The sequence below is a fragment of the Sphaerisporangium rubeum genome (assembly GCF_014207705.1).
Taxonomy (GTDB): domain Bacteria; phylum Actinomycetota; class Actinomycetes; order Streptosporangiales; family Streptosporangiaceae; genus Sphaerisporangium; species Sphaerisporangium rubeum.
The window spans coordinates 806566-820705 of sequence record NZ_JACHIU010000001.1; the positions used below are offsets into that span (position 1 = coordinate 806566).

Genomic DNA, 14140 nt, shown 5'->3' on the forward strand with positions numbered 1-14140 from the left:
TTCTCCTCCAATGCCGTTTAGATAGATCCACAACGAGCCGTTTCCTCGCCGGTGCTCGAAGCGAGGCCCAGTGCCGAACGATTCCTCGCGATGTGATCAGGCGCTGGCTTCTCGTCACGCGTCCCCGACCAGCCCGGCAGCTCAAGAAGATGATCGATCTCATGGTTGCGGGTGAAGGCGGTGAGCACCCGGTGGAGCGGCATGGGGACGTTCTCATCCAGCAGCAGCCTCACGCGTTTCCCTGGAGGGCTCGTAGCTGTCGATGTAATCGGCGAAGTCGGCGGCGTCGATCGCGGCCGGGGCCGTGACGGCCGGGTAGTAGTCACGGACGCGCTCGGCCGGAACGCCGTCACGCAACAAGGCCGTCACCTCGTCGTACGGGATGCGCGTGCCGACGATCACGGGGTCCCCGCCGCGGACCGCCGGATCGACGGTCACGTGCCGGCGTGGACGGAGCAGATCGGGGATGTGCCGGCCATCGCGATAGAAGGGCCGCAGGACGTCGACCGAGTGATGAACGGTGATGTCCGCCTTCCGCGGTGACGTGCCGCGCAGCCTGACGAAGGTACTGATCGCTACCACGTCGCCGAAGGAATAGAGGACCGGACGCACAGGCGAGATCTGCGGCGTCAGCACGGCTTCAAGGCCTGGAGCGGGCCTGCGCCAGTGAGCGAGCTGCCGGAGCGTCGCACCTGACAGCGCCGCGGCGAGGTGGGGACTGTAGGACACGGATCTCCCTTCGGCCCGGTATGACGTTTTCGGCTCGTCGGAGACGGGTCGCGATCGCAAGGAAGTCGATTTCAGCTCAAGGGGAGTTCGGTTCTATCGCCTTGAGTAATTCGTGCATGTTGGTGGAGGGGTTGTCGTGCGGGAAGGCGGTTTCGTCGCGTTGATGGCGTGCGGCGAGGTCTGCGGCGTTTCGTGCCGCCACGTGGCGTCGGTCCATGTAGCGGTCGGCGTCGAGGCGCTTTCCTTCCCTGCCGTCGAGTTCGCGGCTCCGGCGTTCGGCGTCCTTGGTGGACATGAACGCGTGCCGGCGTTCGTGGTGCAGAATCAGCCACAGCTCGAAGCAGGGGTTCGATATGACGAGACGGATGCCGTGCTTCTCGGCTAATCGGATGGCGGGTGCGAGGTTCGGGTGGTTCTGCGGCCATTCGACGTCGAACACGCACCAGCATTCGTCGACCTCGTCGTCCTGGCTGCGCTCGACCGCGCACTTCACCAGCTCAAGGGGAACTCCCCATTCAGGGGCTATCTCTATGTTTATCGCGGTGTTGGCTCGAATGGCGGGGAGGCGCTTCAATGCGCTGATGTAGTCCGGCTCAGAGGCTTTTCCCTCACAGAATATGACCACCGTCTTGCGTTCCGGACGGGTCGCGGTGGTGCGTTTGAGCCCTTTCGCCGCCGTCCTGCGTGATGGCATGCCGGATCAGCCGATCAGTCCAAGAGCGCGTAGGAACTCGGCGCGGTCTACTTCAGGAAGTGCGCCGAAACGGCCTTGCAGGTACGCCTTCTCCAGGTTCTGGGATCTGCGTACTCGTTCGCCGGCGAAATCGGCAAGTGCACCTAGGCGGGTCGTACCGTCCGGTCCCTTCTCAGTCAACCAGACCTCATCTCGGTTCAGGTGGTTGAGTAGACTGGTGTCGTGCGAACTGAAAATCAGTTGTGCGCCTTTGGGGTTGGTGGAAGGTTCATGGAAAAGTCGGATCAGCTCCGTGCACAAGGTTGGATGCAGGCTCGCGTCCAGTTCGTCGAACAGCAACAGTGATCCAGTCCTCAGAGCGTTCAGAATGGGACCTATCAGGTAGTACCACCTTTGCGTTCCTTCTGATTCCATGTGAAAGTCTAGTTCGACATCCTCCTCGCCTTCGGCCTGATGTAGGAGGCGGATATCGCGAGGAAATCCAAGATGAAGTGGCCCAACCGCCACTCCGGTGATTCCGAGATCAGCCAGCCTCAGTAGAGCCATCGCTTGGCTGCGTCTAGCTCTCTCAACGTTTGATATTGTTGTCTGGTTATCAGTGAAGAGGCCAGCGAAAAGATTGCGTGTAGCATGCTCGATATGATCGGGAGTGAAAGTGCCGCGTCTTGCCGACACTAATTGTGCCCATAGTCCTTGGATATTGAGTAGTTCGTGAGTGAAATCCGAAATCAACGGATCATCGAAACGGCGAGCCGCCGAGAGCGCTAGGGTGCGTGTCGACAGCAGGCCGCGTACGCCGGATAGGTTCCCGAACCCTCTCTGAAATTTGATGGCGCTGCCGGTTCTCTCGAATACCAGCCTTCGCTTCTTCTTGGGGTAGTGAAATAGGGCCTCATGGTGTATGGCATGGCGGTCTAGTGTTACGGTATATTCATGCCGTATGCCGGATATGGCGGCGTCAATCGTGAACTCCGTCGTACGTTCCTGGCCGCGAGAAAAGGCGAATGGCTCCACGGGGATCTCGTCATCCCAGTAGCGATGCGAGAGTTCAATGCCGGCCACCAGCCATGACAGCGCGTCGAGGACGTTGGACTTGCCGGAGGCGTTCGGGCCGTAGATGGCGGCTATGGGGAGGAGGCTTTCTCCCAGGTGGGCCATTGGACGGGCCGCGGGGCGGTCTCGGTCGATGGCGACCATTGAGAGTTCGACGGGGTCGAGTATCGAGCGGAAGTTCGACACTGCGAAGCGGATCAGCAACTGTCTCTCCTTCCTGCGTCTTCGCCGTCATCATAGGCGCGATTCCGTCGGATTCTCACGAGCGGAGGCCTCTGATCGCATCGGTGGTGTCGGTGGAATGGGGATCTACCGCGTCGTAGGGGGACAGGACGAACCAAAGGGTGGACTGCTCGGGTTGTTGGGTGAAGCCCCAGTGGGTGGCGAGGGTGCGGATGAGGTGGATGCCTCGGCCGGAGAGGGAGGGGGTGTCGGGGGATTGGGGGTGGAGGGTGGGGAGGGTTTCCGCGCCGTTGTCGGTGACTTCTATGTGGAGGTCGCCGGTGGGGGTGGTGGTGGCTTTGACGGTGATGGTGGGGGAGTCGGTGTGGACTATGGGCTGCGCCGCTCCGGTGACACGGTGACCGCCGCCTCCCTGCCTACCCGGACGGTGGATCTCACTCTCGCGCGCATCGACGAGCGCTCCAGGTACACCCAAGCGTCCAATGAGTGTTTCCGGCAGTAGAAGCCGGCCCGTTCCCGGGAACTGCGCCATGCCCGGCTGCTCAGCGAACTGGACGGGAAGCGCGCCGCCGCCGCCTTCTTCGCCGACCGTGTGATCGTCGTGGAAGGCCATAGCGACCTGGCGTACTTCATGTGGCTGCGTTCCATGGGCCTACTGGACGGGATCGGAGCCAACGTCGGGGTGCTGGACGCACACGGCAAGTTCGAACTGCACCGTGCCGCCACGACTCTGTCGCTGTTCCGGATTCCTCACGTGGTGGTCTGGGACGGTGACGCGCACGGCAGGACAGGTGACGATCTCAAGAAGGTAGCCTGCCGGGACGAGGCGGCATGGCAGGCCCTACGGGCCGCTGCCAACGATCCGCGCTCCACCACCGTCGGCGGCATTCGTCTCGCCGGCGCCTTGGAGAAGTGGCTCGGTGTGCACACCGAGCAGGCACCTGCCTGGAAGTCGGGGAGCTTGGTGGCCGAGCTGGATCAGCATTTTCACGTGCGGGGTAGCTCTGTGAGGGATCGGTCCACGGCTCTTGTAGCCGCGATCGCGGACCTGTTCGACGGAAAGACCGCTGCCGCACACGCTGATGCGGCGATGTTCGCCGATTGCCTTTTCGCTCCACCATTCCCGCAAGCGACCGTCGACTTCGCTGCTGAGCTCGCCTCCCTTCCTATTCTTCAATGCCGTTGCCGTCCCTGAGTTATGCACCTGTCAGGGCTGTGGCGATGACGGAGGGGATCGGGGTGGTGGGTCGGCCGATGAGGGTCGAGAGGTCGCCGGGGGTGGCGGAGAGTGCGCCGCGGCCTATGGCTTCGTCTGCGTCGGCCAAGGCTTCGGCGAAGGGTTCGGGGAGGCCTACGTTCACCAGGATCTGCTTGTGTTCCGCGGCGGGGAGTGAGGTGTGGACGACTTTTCGGCCGGACTGGCGGGTGAGTTCTTCGGTGAGTTCCTCGTAGGACCAGGCGGTGTCGCCGCCTAGTTCGTAGGACTTGGCTTGGTGGCCTTCGGTGGTGAGGACCACGGCGGCGGCTTCGGCATAGTCGGAGCGGGGAGCGGAGGCAACGCGGCTGCCTTCCGGCGCGTTGGAGATCAGGACGCCGCGGTCCAGGAGGCCGGGGAGGTCGGTCAGGTACATCTCGGTGTACCAGTTGTTTCTCAGGAAGGTGTGGGGGAGGCCGGAGGCCAGGATCGACTGTTCGGTGGCCTGGTGTTCGCGGGCCAACAGGAAGTCGGCGGTGGGGGAGCCGAAGATGCTGGTGTAGGCGAGGTGTGCCACGTCGGCCTTTTCGGCGGCGTCGATGACTGTTCGGTGTTGTGCCGCGCGGTTGCCGGGGACGGGGGCCGAGATCAGCAGGACACGGTCGCCGGGGTGGAAGGCGTCGGTGAAGGTTTCCGGGTGGTCGTAGTCGGCGAGGTGGACGTGTATTCCTCGTGCGGTCAGGTCGGCGGCCTTCTCCTTGTCGCGTGCGATCGCGATGATGTCGTCGGCGGGTACGCCGCGGACGAGCAGGTGGGTGATGACCAGGCGGCCGAGGTGGCCGGTGGCGCCGGTGATGACTATGGCCATGCTTGCCCCCGATGAAGGTGTGGTGAGTGTTCGCTCATGCTCACCCTAGGGATGGCACAGGTCTTTTCGTAAGTACCCACTTCAGCGTAAGGTACTGCTGTGCAGGTAAGTGAGGACGGGTCCTCCCCGGTGCCGGATGTCAACCGGGCCGCGTGTCCGTCGCGGCTGGTGCTCGAACACGTGACGAGCCGGTGGGGTGTGCTGGTGCTGGCCGCGTTGCGCGAGCGGTCCTTCCGGTTCAGTGAGCTGCGCAGGCACATCGACGGCGTGAGCGAGAAGATGCTGGCCCAGACCCTGCAGACCCTGGAGCGCGACGGGTTCGTCCACCGGGACGCGCGGCCGGTCATCCCGCCTCGTGTCGACTACTCCCTCACGCCGATGGGGTGCGAGGTCGCGGAGCAGGTGTGGGGGCTGGCGCGCTGGGTGGAGGCCAAGGTGGACGCCATCGGGGTCGCGCGCGAGGCGTACGACCAGAGGCGCGAGCCGCAGGCACGCTGAGAGCCTTCCCGCACGCTTGGTGGAAAGAGGAGTTCTCACCCCGGCCGGAGTGGCTTTTCCGGCCCGGTCCCCGCCGGCACGGCGTACGTCCTCGGGGCAAGCGAGCGCACAACCCTCGACAAAGGAATCGCCGATCGACGCTCACCACCTCTGACCAGGGAAAGCAATAAGATCGCCGTATTCCCCCGGTGGTGAGACCCATGACAACCGACGCGGCGGGAGCACTTGCGGTGATCAGTGAAGCAGCACCCTCGAAGTTGACGGCGACCCTGGTGGCACTCCTCGCCCTCACCCTCCTCACAGCCTGCTCCACCACAACCCCGCCACCGGACAAGCCCGCCACCCCCCAGGCCAACCCTCCCGCCGCCATCCCCCGGCACCCCATCCCCACCAAGATCGCCAACAACCCCGGCATCCGCGACAGAGTGACCCAGACCAAATGCGCCGCCATCCCCGGCGGCTGGTCCGCCGCCGGCACCGCCACCAACCCCGGCGACCATCCCGTGACCTACAAAATCATCGTCCACTTCACCACCACGCACGCCACAACCCTCGACTACGCACAAACCCGAGTGACCGTCCCCCCAGGCAAGACCGCCACCTGGACCGCCGAAAAACACTTCACCCCCCAACCCCACATGCTCTGCCCCATGCCAGGCATCAGCATCGTCAGCTGACACACAGAAGGCACAGCCAAGCGCTTTCCCACGGAGGTTCCCGTCCTCCGCATGCCGACGAGGTCATCGCGGGTGGGGTCAGGCGGAGTAGACGTGGTCGCTGATGAGGCGGGCCGCGCCTACTATGCCGGCGGATTCCTCCAGTTCGGAGAGGATGATGGGGAGGTTGCCGGTGGCGAGGGGGAGGGAGCGGCGGTAGACGACGCTTCGTATCTCGGCCAGGAGGACGTGGCCGAGGCGGGCCACTCCGCCGGCGATGATGACCAGGCCGGGGTTGAAGAAGCTCACCAGGCCGGCGAGGACCTGGCCTACTCGGCGGCCGCCGTCGCGGATGAGTTGGATGGCGGCGGGGTCGCCTTGGGTGGCGGCGGAGGCGACGTCCTCGGCGGTGAGGGTGCCGGTGGCGGCGAGGCGTTCGGCCAGGTAGGGGGAGGCGCCGGAGCGGGCCGCTATCTGGGCCTGGGCCGCCAGCGCGGCGCCGCCGAAGTAGGCTTCCAGGCAGCCGGTGTTTCCGCAGGCGCACACGGGGCCGAGTTCGTCCACGCGGATGTGGCCGATGTCGCCGGCGCTGCCTGAGACGCCACGGTAGATCTTGCCGTCCACCACTATGCCGCAGCCGATGCCGGTGCCGATCTTGACCAGGAGGAAGTCGTCGACCTGTCTGGCGAGGCCGGCGTGCAGTTCGCCGAGTGCCATGATGTTGACGTCGTTGTCGAGCATGGCGGGACAGCCGAGTTCGTGGCTGATGGCCTCGCGCATGGGGTAGCGGTCCCAGCCCGGCATGATCGGGGGGACGACGGGGACGCCTTCCGCGAAGTTGACGGGGCCGGGTACGCCGATGCCGGCGCCGTGGAGCTGGGTGAACAGGCCCTGTTCGCGGAGTTTGGCGGTAAGGGTGAGCACGCGGTCGAGTACGTGGGCCGGGCCGGACCTGATGTCGCAGGGCTCGCTCATGTGGCCGAGCACGGTGAGCTCGCCGTCGGTCACGGCCACGTCGACGGAGGTGGCGCCGATGTCGATGCCGGCGAAGCGGATGTCGCGCGACAGGCGCACCTGGCCGGAGCGGCGGCCACCACGGGAGGCCGCGAGGCCGTCGGACTCGATGAGGCCGATCTTCATGAGGCGGTCGAGTTCGGCGTTGAGCTTCGATCTCGACATGCGCCACGGCGCCATGCGCCGCGAGTGGGGGTAGGCCGATCCGGAGGTCGGCATGGGGGAACCCGCGGGGGTGGCGGGTTCGGCGGTGATGTCCGCGAGCTCGGCCCGCGAGCGTGGTCCGTCCTGCAGCAGGCGCAGCAGCGCCGCCTGGTGCGGGGTCTCCGGCCGGTTCGTCTTCACCCACCACTCCTCGACACGGCGCCTGATCGGTGCGGCCGTTTCAGTGGAACGTACCGCGATCACGTCGCGCCTGTGAAGTGCTTCTACCGATTTACGGCATGTTTTCGTTGAATTAATAAAAAGTGAGGCTTGTGGGGGGCTGTGACGCTCCGGGGTCGAGTGTGGCGATCTGGTGGTAACGCCTGCTGAACGCCGGTGTTACGTGGGATCCAGCGTGGTGTCCGGGTCGGGTGGTGGGTCGAATGTTTTGCTGGGATCGGCAGAACTTCTGTTCAAAGTGAGAGATTGGGGCTACTCTCGCGGGAAAAGTGCTACGGGTACGTGTCGTGTCTCGCCGTGACGGCGCCGGGACGGCCGCGCTCGGTGCTTCGGGCTGCCGCGCCGCCACGGGTCCGCGCGTCCGGGGGCTGAGGTGTGGTTGGAGTCCGGTGCCGCCGGTGACCGGGTCGTTCTCGTGGCGTCCGCCGTGGGCCTGTTCCTGGTTTGACTGCTAAGTCCGACAAACCAGACAACTAGCAACTTTCGCCTAGACAAGACAAAAGTTAAGAAGCGTGCGGCGTAACATCTAGACAGTCTGTCCGTAACATTCTACTGTTCGATCGTAACAAGCCGCGCATCGGACAAAAGTGTGCAAGAGGTGCAGCGATTTGAGACCGAAGCACCGCATACTCCGCCTTTTACGCGATGAGGGACCCCTGTCAAGGGCGGAGCTCGGCGACCGGCTCGCACTCTCCCGGTCGCGCGTGGTCGCGGAACTCGAGCACCTGATCGCCGGTGACCTCGTCCAGGAGGCGGGATCGGCGGCCTCGCGCGGCGGACGGCGCTCCACTCTCGTCGAGCTGCACTCCGATCTCCGGTTCGCCGGCATCGACCTCGGCGTCACCTCGATCGACCTTGAGATCACCAACGGCCGCCTGGAACCGGTCGCGGCCGTCCGGGAGCCGGCCGACATCAGGTCGGGCCCGAAGACCGTGCTCGGCCGGGTCGACGCGATCTTGGCAGAACTACGGTCGGACGGCGCGTACGCGAGGCTGAGCGGCATCGGCATCGGCGTGCCGGGTCCGGTGAGCTTCCGCGACGGTGTGCCGGCGTCCCCGCCGATCATGCCGGGCTGGGACGGTTACCCGGTACGCGAACTGCTGGCGCGCAAGCACAGCTGTCCGGTGGTCGTCGACAACGACGTCAACATCATGGCGATGGGGGAGCGCTACGCCGGTGTCGCGCGTTCGGCCGACGACGTGCTCTTCGTCAAGATCGGCAGCGGTGTCGGCTGCGGCATCTTCATCGGCGGTGAGCTGTACCGGGGGCCGGACGGCTGCGCGGGGGACATCGGCCACATCCAGGTGGAGACCGACGACCCGGTCTGCAGCTGTGGTCACATCGGCTGCCTGGAGGCCCTGTTCAGCGGCATCGCGCTGGAGCGGGACGCCACGGCGGCCGGCCGTTCGGGACAGTCGCTCGCGCTGGCCGAGCGGCTGGCCGCCAGAGGCACGGTGACGGCGAGGGACGTGGCCGAGTGCGCCGCCGGTGGCGACACCATCGCGACCCGGCTCATCCGGGACGGCGGAGGCCGGCTCGGCAGCGTGCTGGCCGGTCTGGTCAGCTTCATCAACCCGTCGATGATCGTGATCGGCGGCGGCCTCACCGGCCTCGGTCACGTGCTGCTCGGGGAGATCCGCAGCGCGGTCTATCGCCGTTCACTGCCGCTGGCCACCGGCAACCTGCCGGTCGTGCTGTCGGAGCTCGGCCCACGCGCGGGTGTGGCGGGGGCCGGCTTCCTCGCCAGCGATCTGGCGTTCGCCGAGGCGGCCTCATGACCGCGCGGCGTCCGGTGCGACGTCCCCTGCGCACCGGCGCCGTGCGGATCGGTTTCAGGGGGAAAGCGTGGCCCGCGGGAGGGACGCCGACCATCCCGCGGGTCCGGCCCCGCTCACCGTTACGGCGGAGGCCGCCGGGTGCCGACGGTACCGGCACCCTGTGGGTACCGACTCCGCCGCGCGGTGAGCGGGGCACCTTGCGGTGTCCCGCTCACCGTTGCTCTCGCTGACGGCTGTGGCGGCCCCACCACAGGCTTCTCACCATTGGTGCAGAACTATCGGCACTGCCACCAAAAGTATGGACAGTGCAATCTAAAAGCTCCTACTGTGTCGCTCAGCACAGCCCATGTTTCACCCTCGTTTCCAATCGGCGTGGAGACGGGGACGGTGGCCGTGATCACCCCCCATGGCTCCGGCGCGACGGCGCGCGCCCTGCCTGGCACATCAGTCAGGAAGGGACAACATGAATCCGCACCGCTACCCCCGCCGATGGCGGGCGATCGGGGCAGCCTTATCCCTCGTGGCAGCGAGCGTCACCGCTGTCACGTCAACGGTCGTGACGGCCGCGCCGGCACAGGCGCACCCCGTCAACGCGAACGAGTTCCAGCAAGTCACCCTCGCCAAAGGCGTGAGCGCGACGGGGGAGCCGATGTCACTCGCCGTGCTGCCGGACCGGTCGGTCCTGCACACCGCACGCGACGGCACACTCCGGCGTACGGACGCGACCGGTGTCACCAAGCAGATCGCGAAACTCAGCGTGTACTCGCACGACGAGGAAGGCCTGCAAGGCGTCGGGGTGGACCCCGGGTTCGCCACCAACCGGTACATCTACCTGTACTACGCGCCGCCGCTCAGCACCCCCGCCGGTGACGCGCCGGCGACCGGGACGTCCGCCACCTGGACCACCTGGACCGGCGTCAACCGGCTGTCGCGTTTCACGCTCAACGCCGACTTCACGGTCAACATGAGCAGCCAGGTCAACGTCCTCGACGTGCCGGCCAACCGCGGCATCTGTTGCCACGTCGGCGGCGACATCGACTTCGACGCGGCCGGGAACCTCTACCTGTCCACCGGGGACGACACCAACCCGTTCGAGTCCGCCGGTTACTCCCCGCTCGACGAGCGCACCGAGCGCAACCCCGCCTACGACGCGCAGCGCAGCGCCGGCAACACCAACGACCTGCGTGGCAAGATCCTCCGGATCAAGGTGAACGCCAACGGGACGTACTCGATCCCGTCCGGCAACCTCTTCGCGCCGGGAACGGCGAACACCCGGCCCGAGATCTACGCGATGGGTTTCCGCAACCCGTTCCGCCTGAGCGTCGACAAGGCCACCGGCGTCGTCTACGTCGGCGACTACGGCCCCGACGCCGGCACCACCGACTCCGGCCGCGGCCCCTCGGGTCAGGTGGAGTTCAACCGGATCACGAGCCCCGGCAACTACGGCTGGCCGTACTGCACCGGCTCCAACAGCACCAGCGAGACCTACAACGAGTGGAACTTCGCGACCAACAGCACCGGCGCGAAGTTCAACTGCGCCGGCGGCCCGACGAACAACTCGTTCCGCAACACCGGCCTGCAGACCCTGCCGGCCGCGCGCGCGGCCTGGATACGGTACGGCGGCGACGCCGGCACCCCGTCGGCGTTCGGCGGCGGCAGCGAGTCGCCGATGGGTGGCCCGGTGTACCGGTACGACGCCGCGAACCCCTCGGCCACCAAGTGGCCGCAGTCGTTCGACGGCATGTACTTCGCCGGTGAGTTCGGCCGCGGCTGGATCAAGCCGATCCACGTCAACAGTGACGGCACCCCCGGCACGATCGACACGTTCCCGTGGAACGGCAAGCAGGTCATGGACATGACCTTCGGCCCCGACGGCTCGCTGTACGTGCTGGACTACGGCACCGGGTACTTCAACGGCGACGCGAACTCGGCCCTGTACCGGTACGACTACGTCGGCGGCGGCAACCGGGCCCCGACCGCGGTCGCGGCGGCCAGCAGGACGTCCGGCGCGGCGCCGCTCGCGGTGACCTTCTCCTCCGCCGGCTCCAGCGACCCCGACGGCGACCCCATCACCTACGCGTGGGACTTCGGCGACCAGACCACCTCGACCGCGGCGAACCCCACCAAGACCTACACCGCGAACGGCACCTACACCGCGCGACTGACGGTGCGCGACACCGCAGGCGCCACCGGTACCGCGAGCGTCACCATCACGGTCGGCAACACGGTGCCGACGGTGACGATCAACGCGCCGCCGGCCGGACAGCTCGCGTCGTTCGGTGACACCGTGCCGTGGAGCGTGACCGTCACCGACCCCGAGGACGGCCAGATCGACTGCTCGCGCGTCACGATGGCGTACGTCATCGGTCACGACCAGCACGCGCACCACATCACCTCGCAGACCGGCTGCTCGGGAAGCATCACTTTGCCGCCGGACGGTGAGCACGACGACGCGGCGAACCTCTTCCCGATCTTCGACGCGTCCTACACCGACAAGGGTGGCCTGACCGGCAGGTCGCAGAGCATCCTGCAGCTCAGGAAGCGCCAGGCCGAGCACTACCGGACCGCGTCCGGCGTGACCCTGTTCAGCAAGACCACCGCCGAGGGTGGCCGGACCGTCGGTGACATCCACAACGGCGACTGGATCCAGTTCGACCCGTACCGCCTCACCAACGTGACGTCGTTCAGCGCACGGGTCTCCTCGGCCGGTGCCGGCGGCACGGTGCAGATCCGCACCGGTTCCCCGACGGGGACCGTGCTCGGCTCCGCGACGGTGACGCCGACCGGTTCGTGGGAAACGTTCACCAACGTCACCGGCGCGGTGAACGGCGCCGCCGCCACCGGCACGTCGCTGTACGTCACCTTCGCCGGCTCCGGAACCGGCGCGCTGTTCGACCTGGACAGCTTCACGTTCACCACCGGCACAGCGCCGGCGGCGGGGACGATCAAGGGCCTCGGCGGCAAGTGCCTGGACGTACGTGGCGCCGCCTCCGCCGACGGCACGCAGATCCAGATCTACACCTGCAACGGCACCGCCGCGCAGACCTGGACAAGAAGCGGCCAGACCTTCCGTGCGTACGGCAAATGTCTGGACGTGTCCGGCGCGAGCACCGCAGACGGCGCTAAAGTCCAGCTCTATACCTGTAACGGTACAAACGCGCAGAATTGGACCGTCAACGCCGACGGGACGATCCGCAGTGTGAACTCCGGCAAGTGCCTCGACGTGACCGGCGGCAACACGGCGGACAGCACGCCGGTACAGCAGATGACCTGTACCGCTGCCGCCAACCAGAAGTGGACCCTGTCGTGACCCCCCGGAGAGGACCGATGCGCAGACTCCTGTCAGGCGTGAGCGCCGCGCTGGCACTCGCCGCGTCCGTGCTCCACGCGGCACCGGCCCTGGCCGCCGACGCGCCGTACGACGTCCTGGTGTTCTCCAAGACCGCCGGGTTCCGGCACGACGCGATCCCGGCCGGCATCCAGGCGATCCAGCAGCTCGGCGCGGCCAACAGCTTCACGGTGACCGCCACCGAGGACGCCGCGGCGTTCACCACGGGGAACCTCGCGCAGTACGAGGCCGTGGTGTTCCTCAACACGACCGGGGACGTGCTCAACGCGGCGCAGCAGACCGCGTTCGAGTCCTACGTCCGAGGCGGCGGCGGTTACGTGGGTGTGCACGCCGCCGCCGACACCGAGTACGACTGGTCGTTCTACGGCCAGCTCGTGGGCGCGTACTTCGCGAGCCACCCGGCGATCCAGCAGGCCGGCTCCAGGACCGAGAACCGCGCGCACCCGGCGACGGCGCACCTGCCGCAGACGTGGACGCGCACCGACGAGCTGTACAACTACCGCACCAACCCGCGGTCCACGGCGCGGGTGCTGGCGACGCTGACCGAGTCCACCTACTCCGGCGGTTCCATGGGGTCCGACCACCCGATCACGTGGTGCAAGACCATCGACGCCGGCCGGTCGTTCTACACCGGGTTCGGCCACACCCAGGCGTCGTACGGCGAGACGGCGTTCCGCAGCCAGCTCCTCGGCGGCATCCGGTACGCCGCCAAGCGCGCCAAGGCGGACTGCCGTCCCGAGACCGGGTACACCGCGATCTACGACGGCGCCACCGCCGGCTGGTCGCAGTCCGGCCCCGGGTCGTTCACCAACAGCGACGCGACGCTCACCTCCGTCGGCGGCATGGGCCTGTACTGGTACAGCGCCAAGCAGTACGCCGCCGGCTACTCACTGAAGGCGGACTGGCGTGTCACCGGGGACAGCAACTCCGGGGTGTTCGTCGGCTTCCCCAACCCCGGCGGCGACCCCAACGTCGCGGTCAACCAGGGGTACGAGATCCAGATCGACGCCACCGACTCGGCGGACCGCACCACCGGCTCGATCTACTCCTTCAAGTCGGCCGACATCGCGGCACGTGACGCCGCGCTGAACCCGCCGGGTGAGTGGAACACCTTCGAGATCCTCGTCGAGGGTCAGCGGCTGCGCGTGTACCTCAACGGCTCGCTGATCAACGACTTCACCAACACCGACCCGAACCGCAACCTCGACGGCTACGTCGGCCTGCAGAACCACAGCTCGGCCGACCAGGTCGCGTTCCGCAACGTCCGCGTCAAGGAGCTCGGTTCGCAGCCCCCCGCGGCGAACCTGGCGCTGAACAGGCCGGCGACGGCGTCGAGCACCGAGTCGGCCGCCTACCCGGCGTCGTACGCGGTGGACGCCTCGGCGTCGACCCGCTGGTCGAGCGCGTTCGCAGACCCCCAGTGGATCCAGGTGGACCTCGGTGCCACGTACACCGTGACCCGGGTCCGGCTGGTGTGGGAGGCCGCGTACGCCACGGCGTACCAGATCCAGACCTCGGCCAACGGCTCCTCGTGGTCGACGGCCAGGTCCGTCACCGGCGGAAACGGCGGTGAGGACGACATCACCGGACTGAGTTCCTCCACCCGGTACGTACGCATGTACGGCACGGCCAGAGGGACACCGTACGGCTACTCATTGTTCACCTTCGAGGTCTACGGCGGCTGAGCGACCGGGCCGGCCGGGAGGTCCCCCCTCCTGGCCGGCCCGGCCTGATCCGTC

Annotated in this window: 13 protein-coding genes; 6 read left to right on the plus strand and 7 right to left on the minus strand. The window is 66.9% G+C overall.

Features of this window, described 5'->3' with window-relative positions; genetic code table 11:
* Positions 1-17: 17 nt before the first annotated feature.
* The 5 genes from BJ992_RS03125 to BJ992_RS33600 all read right to left on the minus strand — a co-directional run bounded on the left by BJ992_RS03125 (position 18) and on the right by BJ992_RS33600 (position 3134).
* Positions 18-233, minus strand: coding sequence for a hypothetical protein (locus tag BJ992_RS03125; RefSeq protein ID WP_184978442.1), 216 nt, complete (start codon positions 231-233; stop codon positions 18-20).
* The gene (locus tag BJ992_RS03130; protein WP_343072476.1) at positions 214-636 is read right to left on the minus strand and encodes a DUF433 domain-containing protein; all 423 of its coding nucleotides are present in this window, start codon (positions 634-636) and stop codon (positions 214-216) included. Before BJ992_RS03130 ends, BJ992_RS03125 begins: the two co-directional genes overlap by 20 nt.
* Positions 637-805: 169 nt before the next feature.
* Positions 806-1423, minus strand: a complete 618-nt coding sequence (locus tag BJ992_RS03135; RefSeq protein WP_184978444.1) for an RloB family protein — start codon at positions 1421-1423, stop codon at positions 806-808.
* A gap of 6 nt (positions 1424-1429) precedes the next feature.
* Positions 1430-2680 (minus strand): AAA family ATPase, encoded by a 1251-nt coding sequence (locus BJ992_RS03140; RefSeq protein WP_184978445.1) that lies wholly within the window; start codon positions 2678-2680, stop codon positions 1430-1432.
* 55 nt (positions 2681-2735) lie between these two features.
* Complete coding sequence (locus tag BJ992_RS33600) at positions 2736-3134, minus strand: ATP-binding protein (protein ID WP_184978446.1); 399 nt, start codon at positions 3132-3134, stop codon at positions 2736-2738.
* A 75-nt stretch (positions 3135-3209) separates the two neighbouring features.
* Between BJ992_RS33600 and BJ992_RS03150 the strand changes: the two genes are divergently transcribed.
* Positions 3210-3854: a TOPRIM nucleotidyl transferase/hydrolase domain-containing protein gene (locus BJ992_RS03150; RefSeq protein ID WP_343072960.1), complete on the plus strand. Its 645-nt coding sequence runs from the start codon at positions 3210-3212 to the stop codon at positions 3852-3854.
* Between the two features lies 1 nt (position 3855).
* Here BJ992_RS03150 and BJ992_RS03155 read toward each other — a convergent pair whose 3' ends face one another.
* On the minus strand, positions 3856-4722 hold the full coding sequence (locus tag BJ992_RS03155; RefSeq protein WP_184978448.1) for an SDR family oxidoreductase: 867 nt from the start codon (positions 4720-4722) through the stop codon (positions 3856-3858).
* 99 nt (positions 4723-4821) lie between these two features.
* Between BJ992_RS03155 and BJ992_RS03160 the strand changes: the two genes are divergently transcribed.
* Complete coding sequence (locus tag BJ992_RS03160; RefSeq protein ID WP_184978449.1) at positions 4822-5220, plus strand: winged helix-turn-helix transcriptional regulator; 399 nt, start codon at positions 4822-4824, stop codon at positions 5218-5220.
* 200 nt (positions 5221-5420) lie between these two features.
* On the plus strand, positions 5421-5897 hold the full coding sequence (locus BJ992_RS03165; RefSeq protein ID WP_184978450.1) for a hypothetical protein: 477 nt from the start codon (positions 5421-5423) through the stop codon (positions 5895-5897).
* A 78-nt stretch (positions 5898-5975) separates the two neighbouring features.
* On the opposite strand, the gene BJ992_RS03170 is transcribed toward BJ992_RS03165, so the two are convergent.
* Positions 5976-7235, minus strand: coding sequence for an ROK family protein (locus BJ992_RS03170; RefSeq protein ID WP_343072477.1), 1260 nt, complete (start codon positions 7233-7235; stop codon positions 5976-5978).
* A 743-nt stretch (positions 7236-7978) separates the two neighbouring features.
* On the opposite strand from BJ992_RS03170, the gene BJ992_RS03175 reads away from it, so the two are divergent.
* The 3 genes from BJ992_RS03175 (at position 7979) to BJ992_RS03185 (ending at position 14086) form a co-directional block, all read left to right on the plus strand.
* A complete protein-coding gene (locus BJ992_RS03175; RefSeq protein WP_343072478.1) occupies positions 7979-9052 on the plus strand; it encodes an ROK family protein in 1074 nt (357 codons plus the stop codon).
* Positions 9053-9608: 556 nt separating this feature from the next.
* Complete coding sequence (locus tag BJ992_RS03180) at positions 9609-12362, plus strand: PQQ-dependent sugar dehydrogenase (protein ID WP_343072479.1); 2754 nt, start codon at positions 9609-9611, stop codon at positions 12360-12362.
* A 17-nt stretch (positions 12363-12379) separates the two neighbouring features.
* A complete protein-coding gene (locus BJ992_RS03185; protein ID WP_184978453.1) occupies positions 12380-14086 on the plus strand; it encodes a ThuA domain-containing protein in 1707 nt (568 codons plus the stop codon).
* Positions 14087-14140 lie beyond the last annotated feature (54 nt).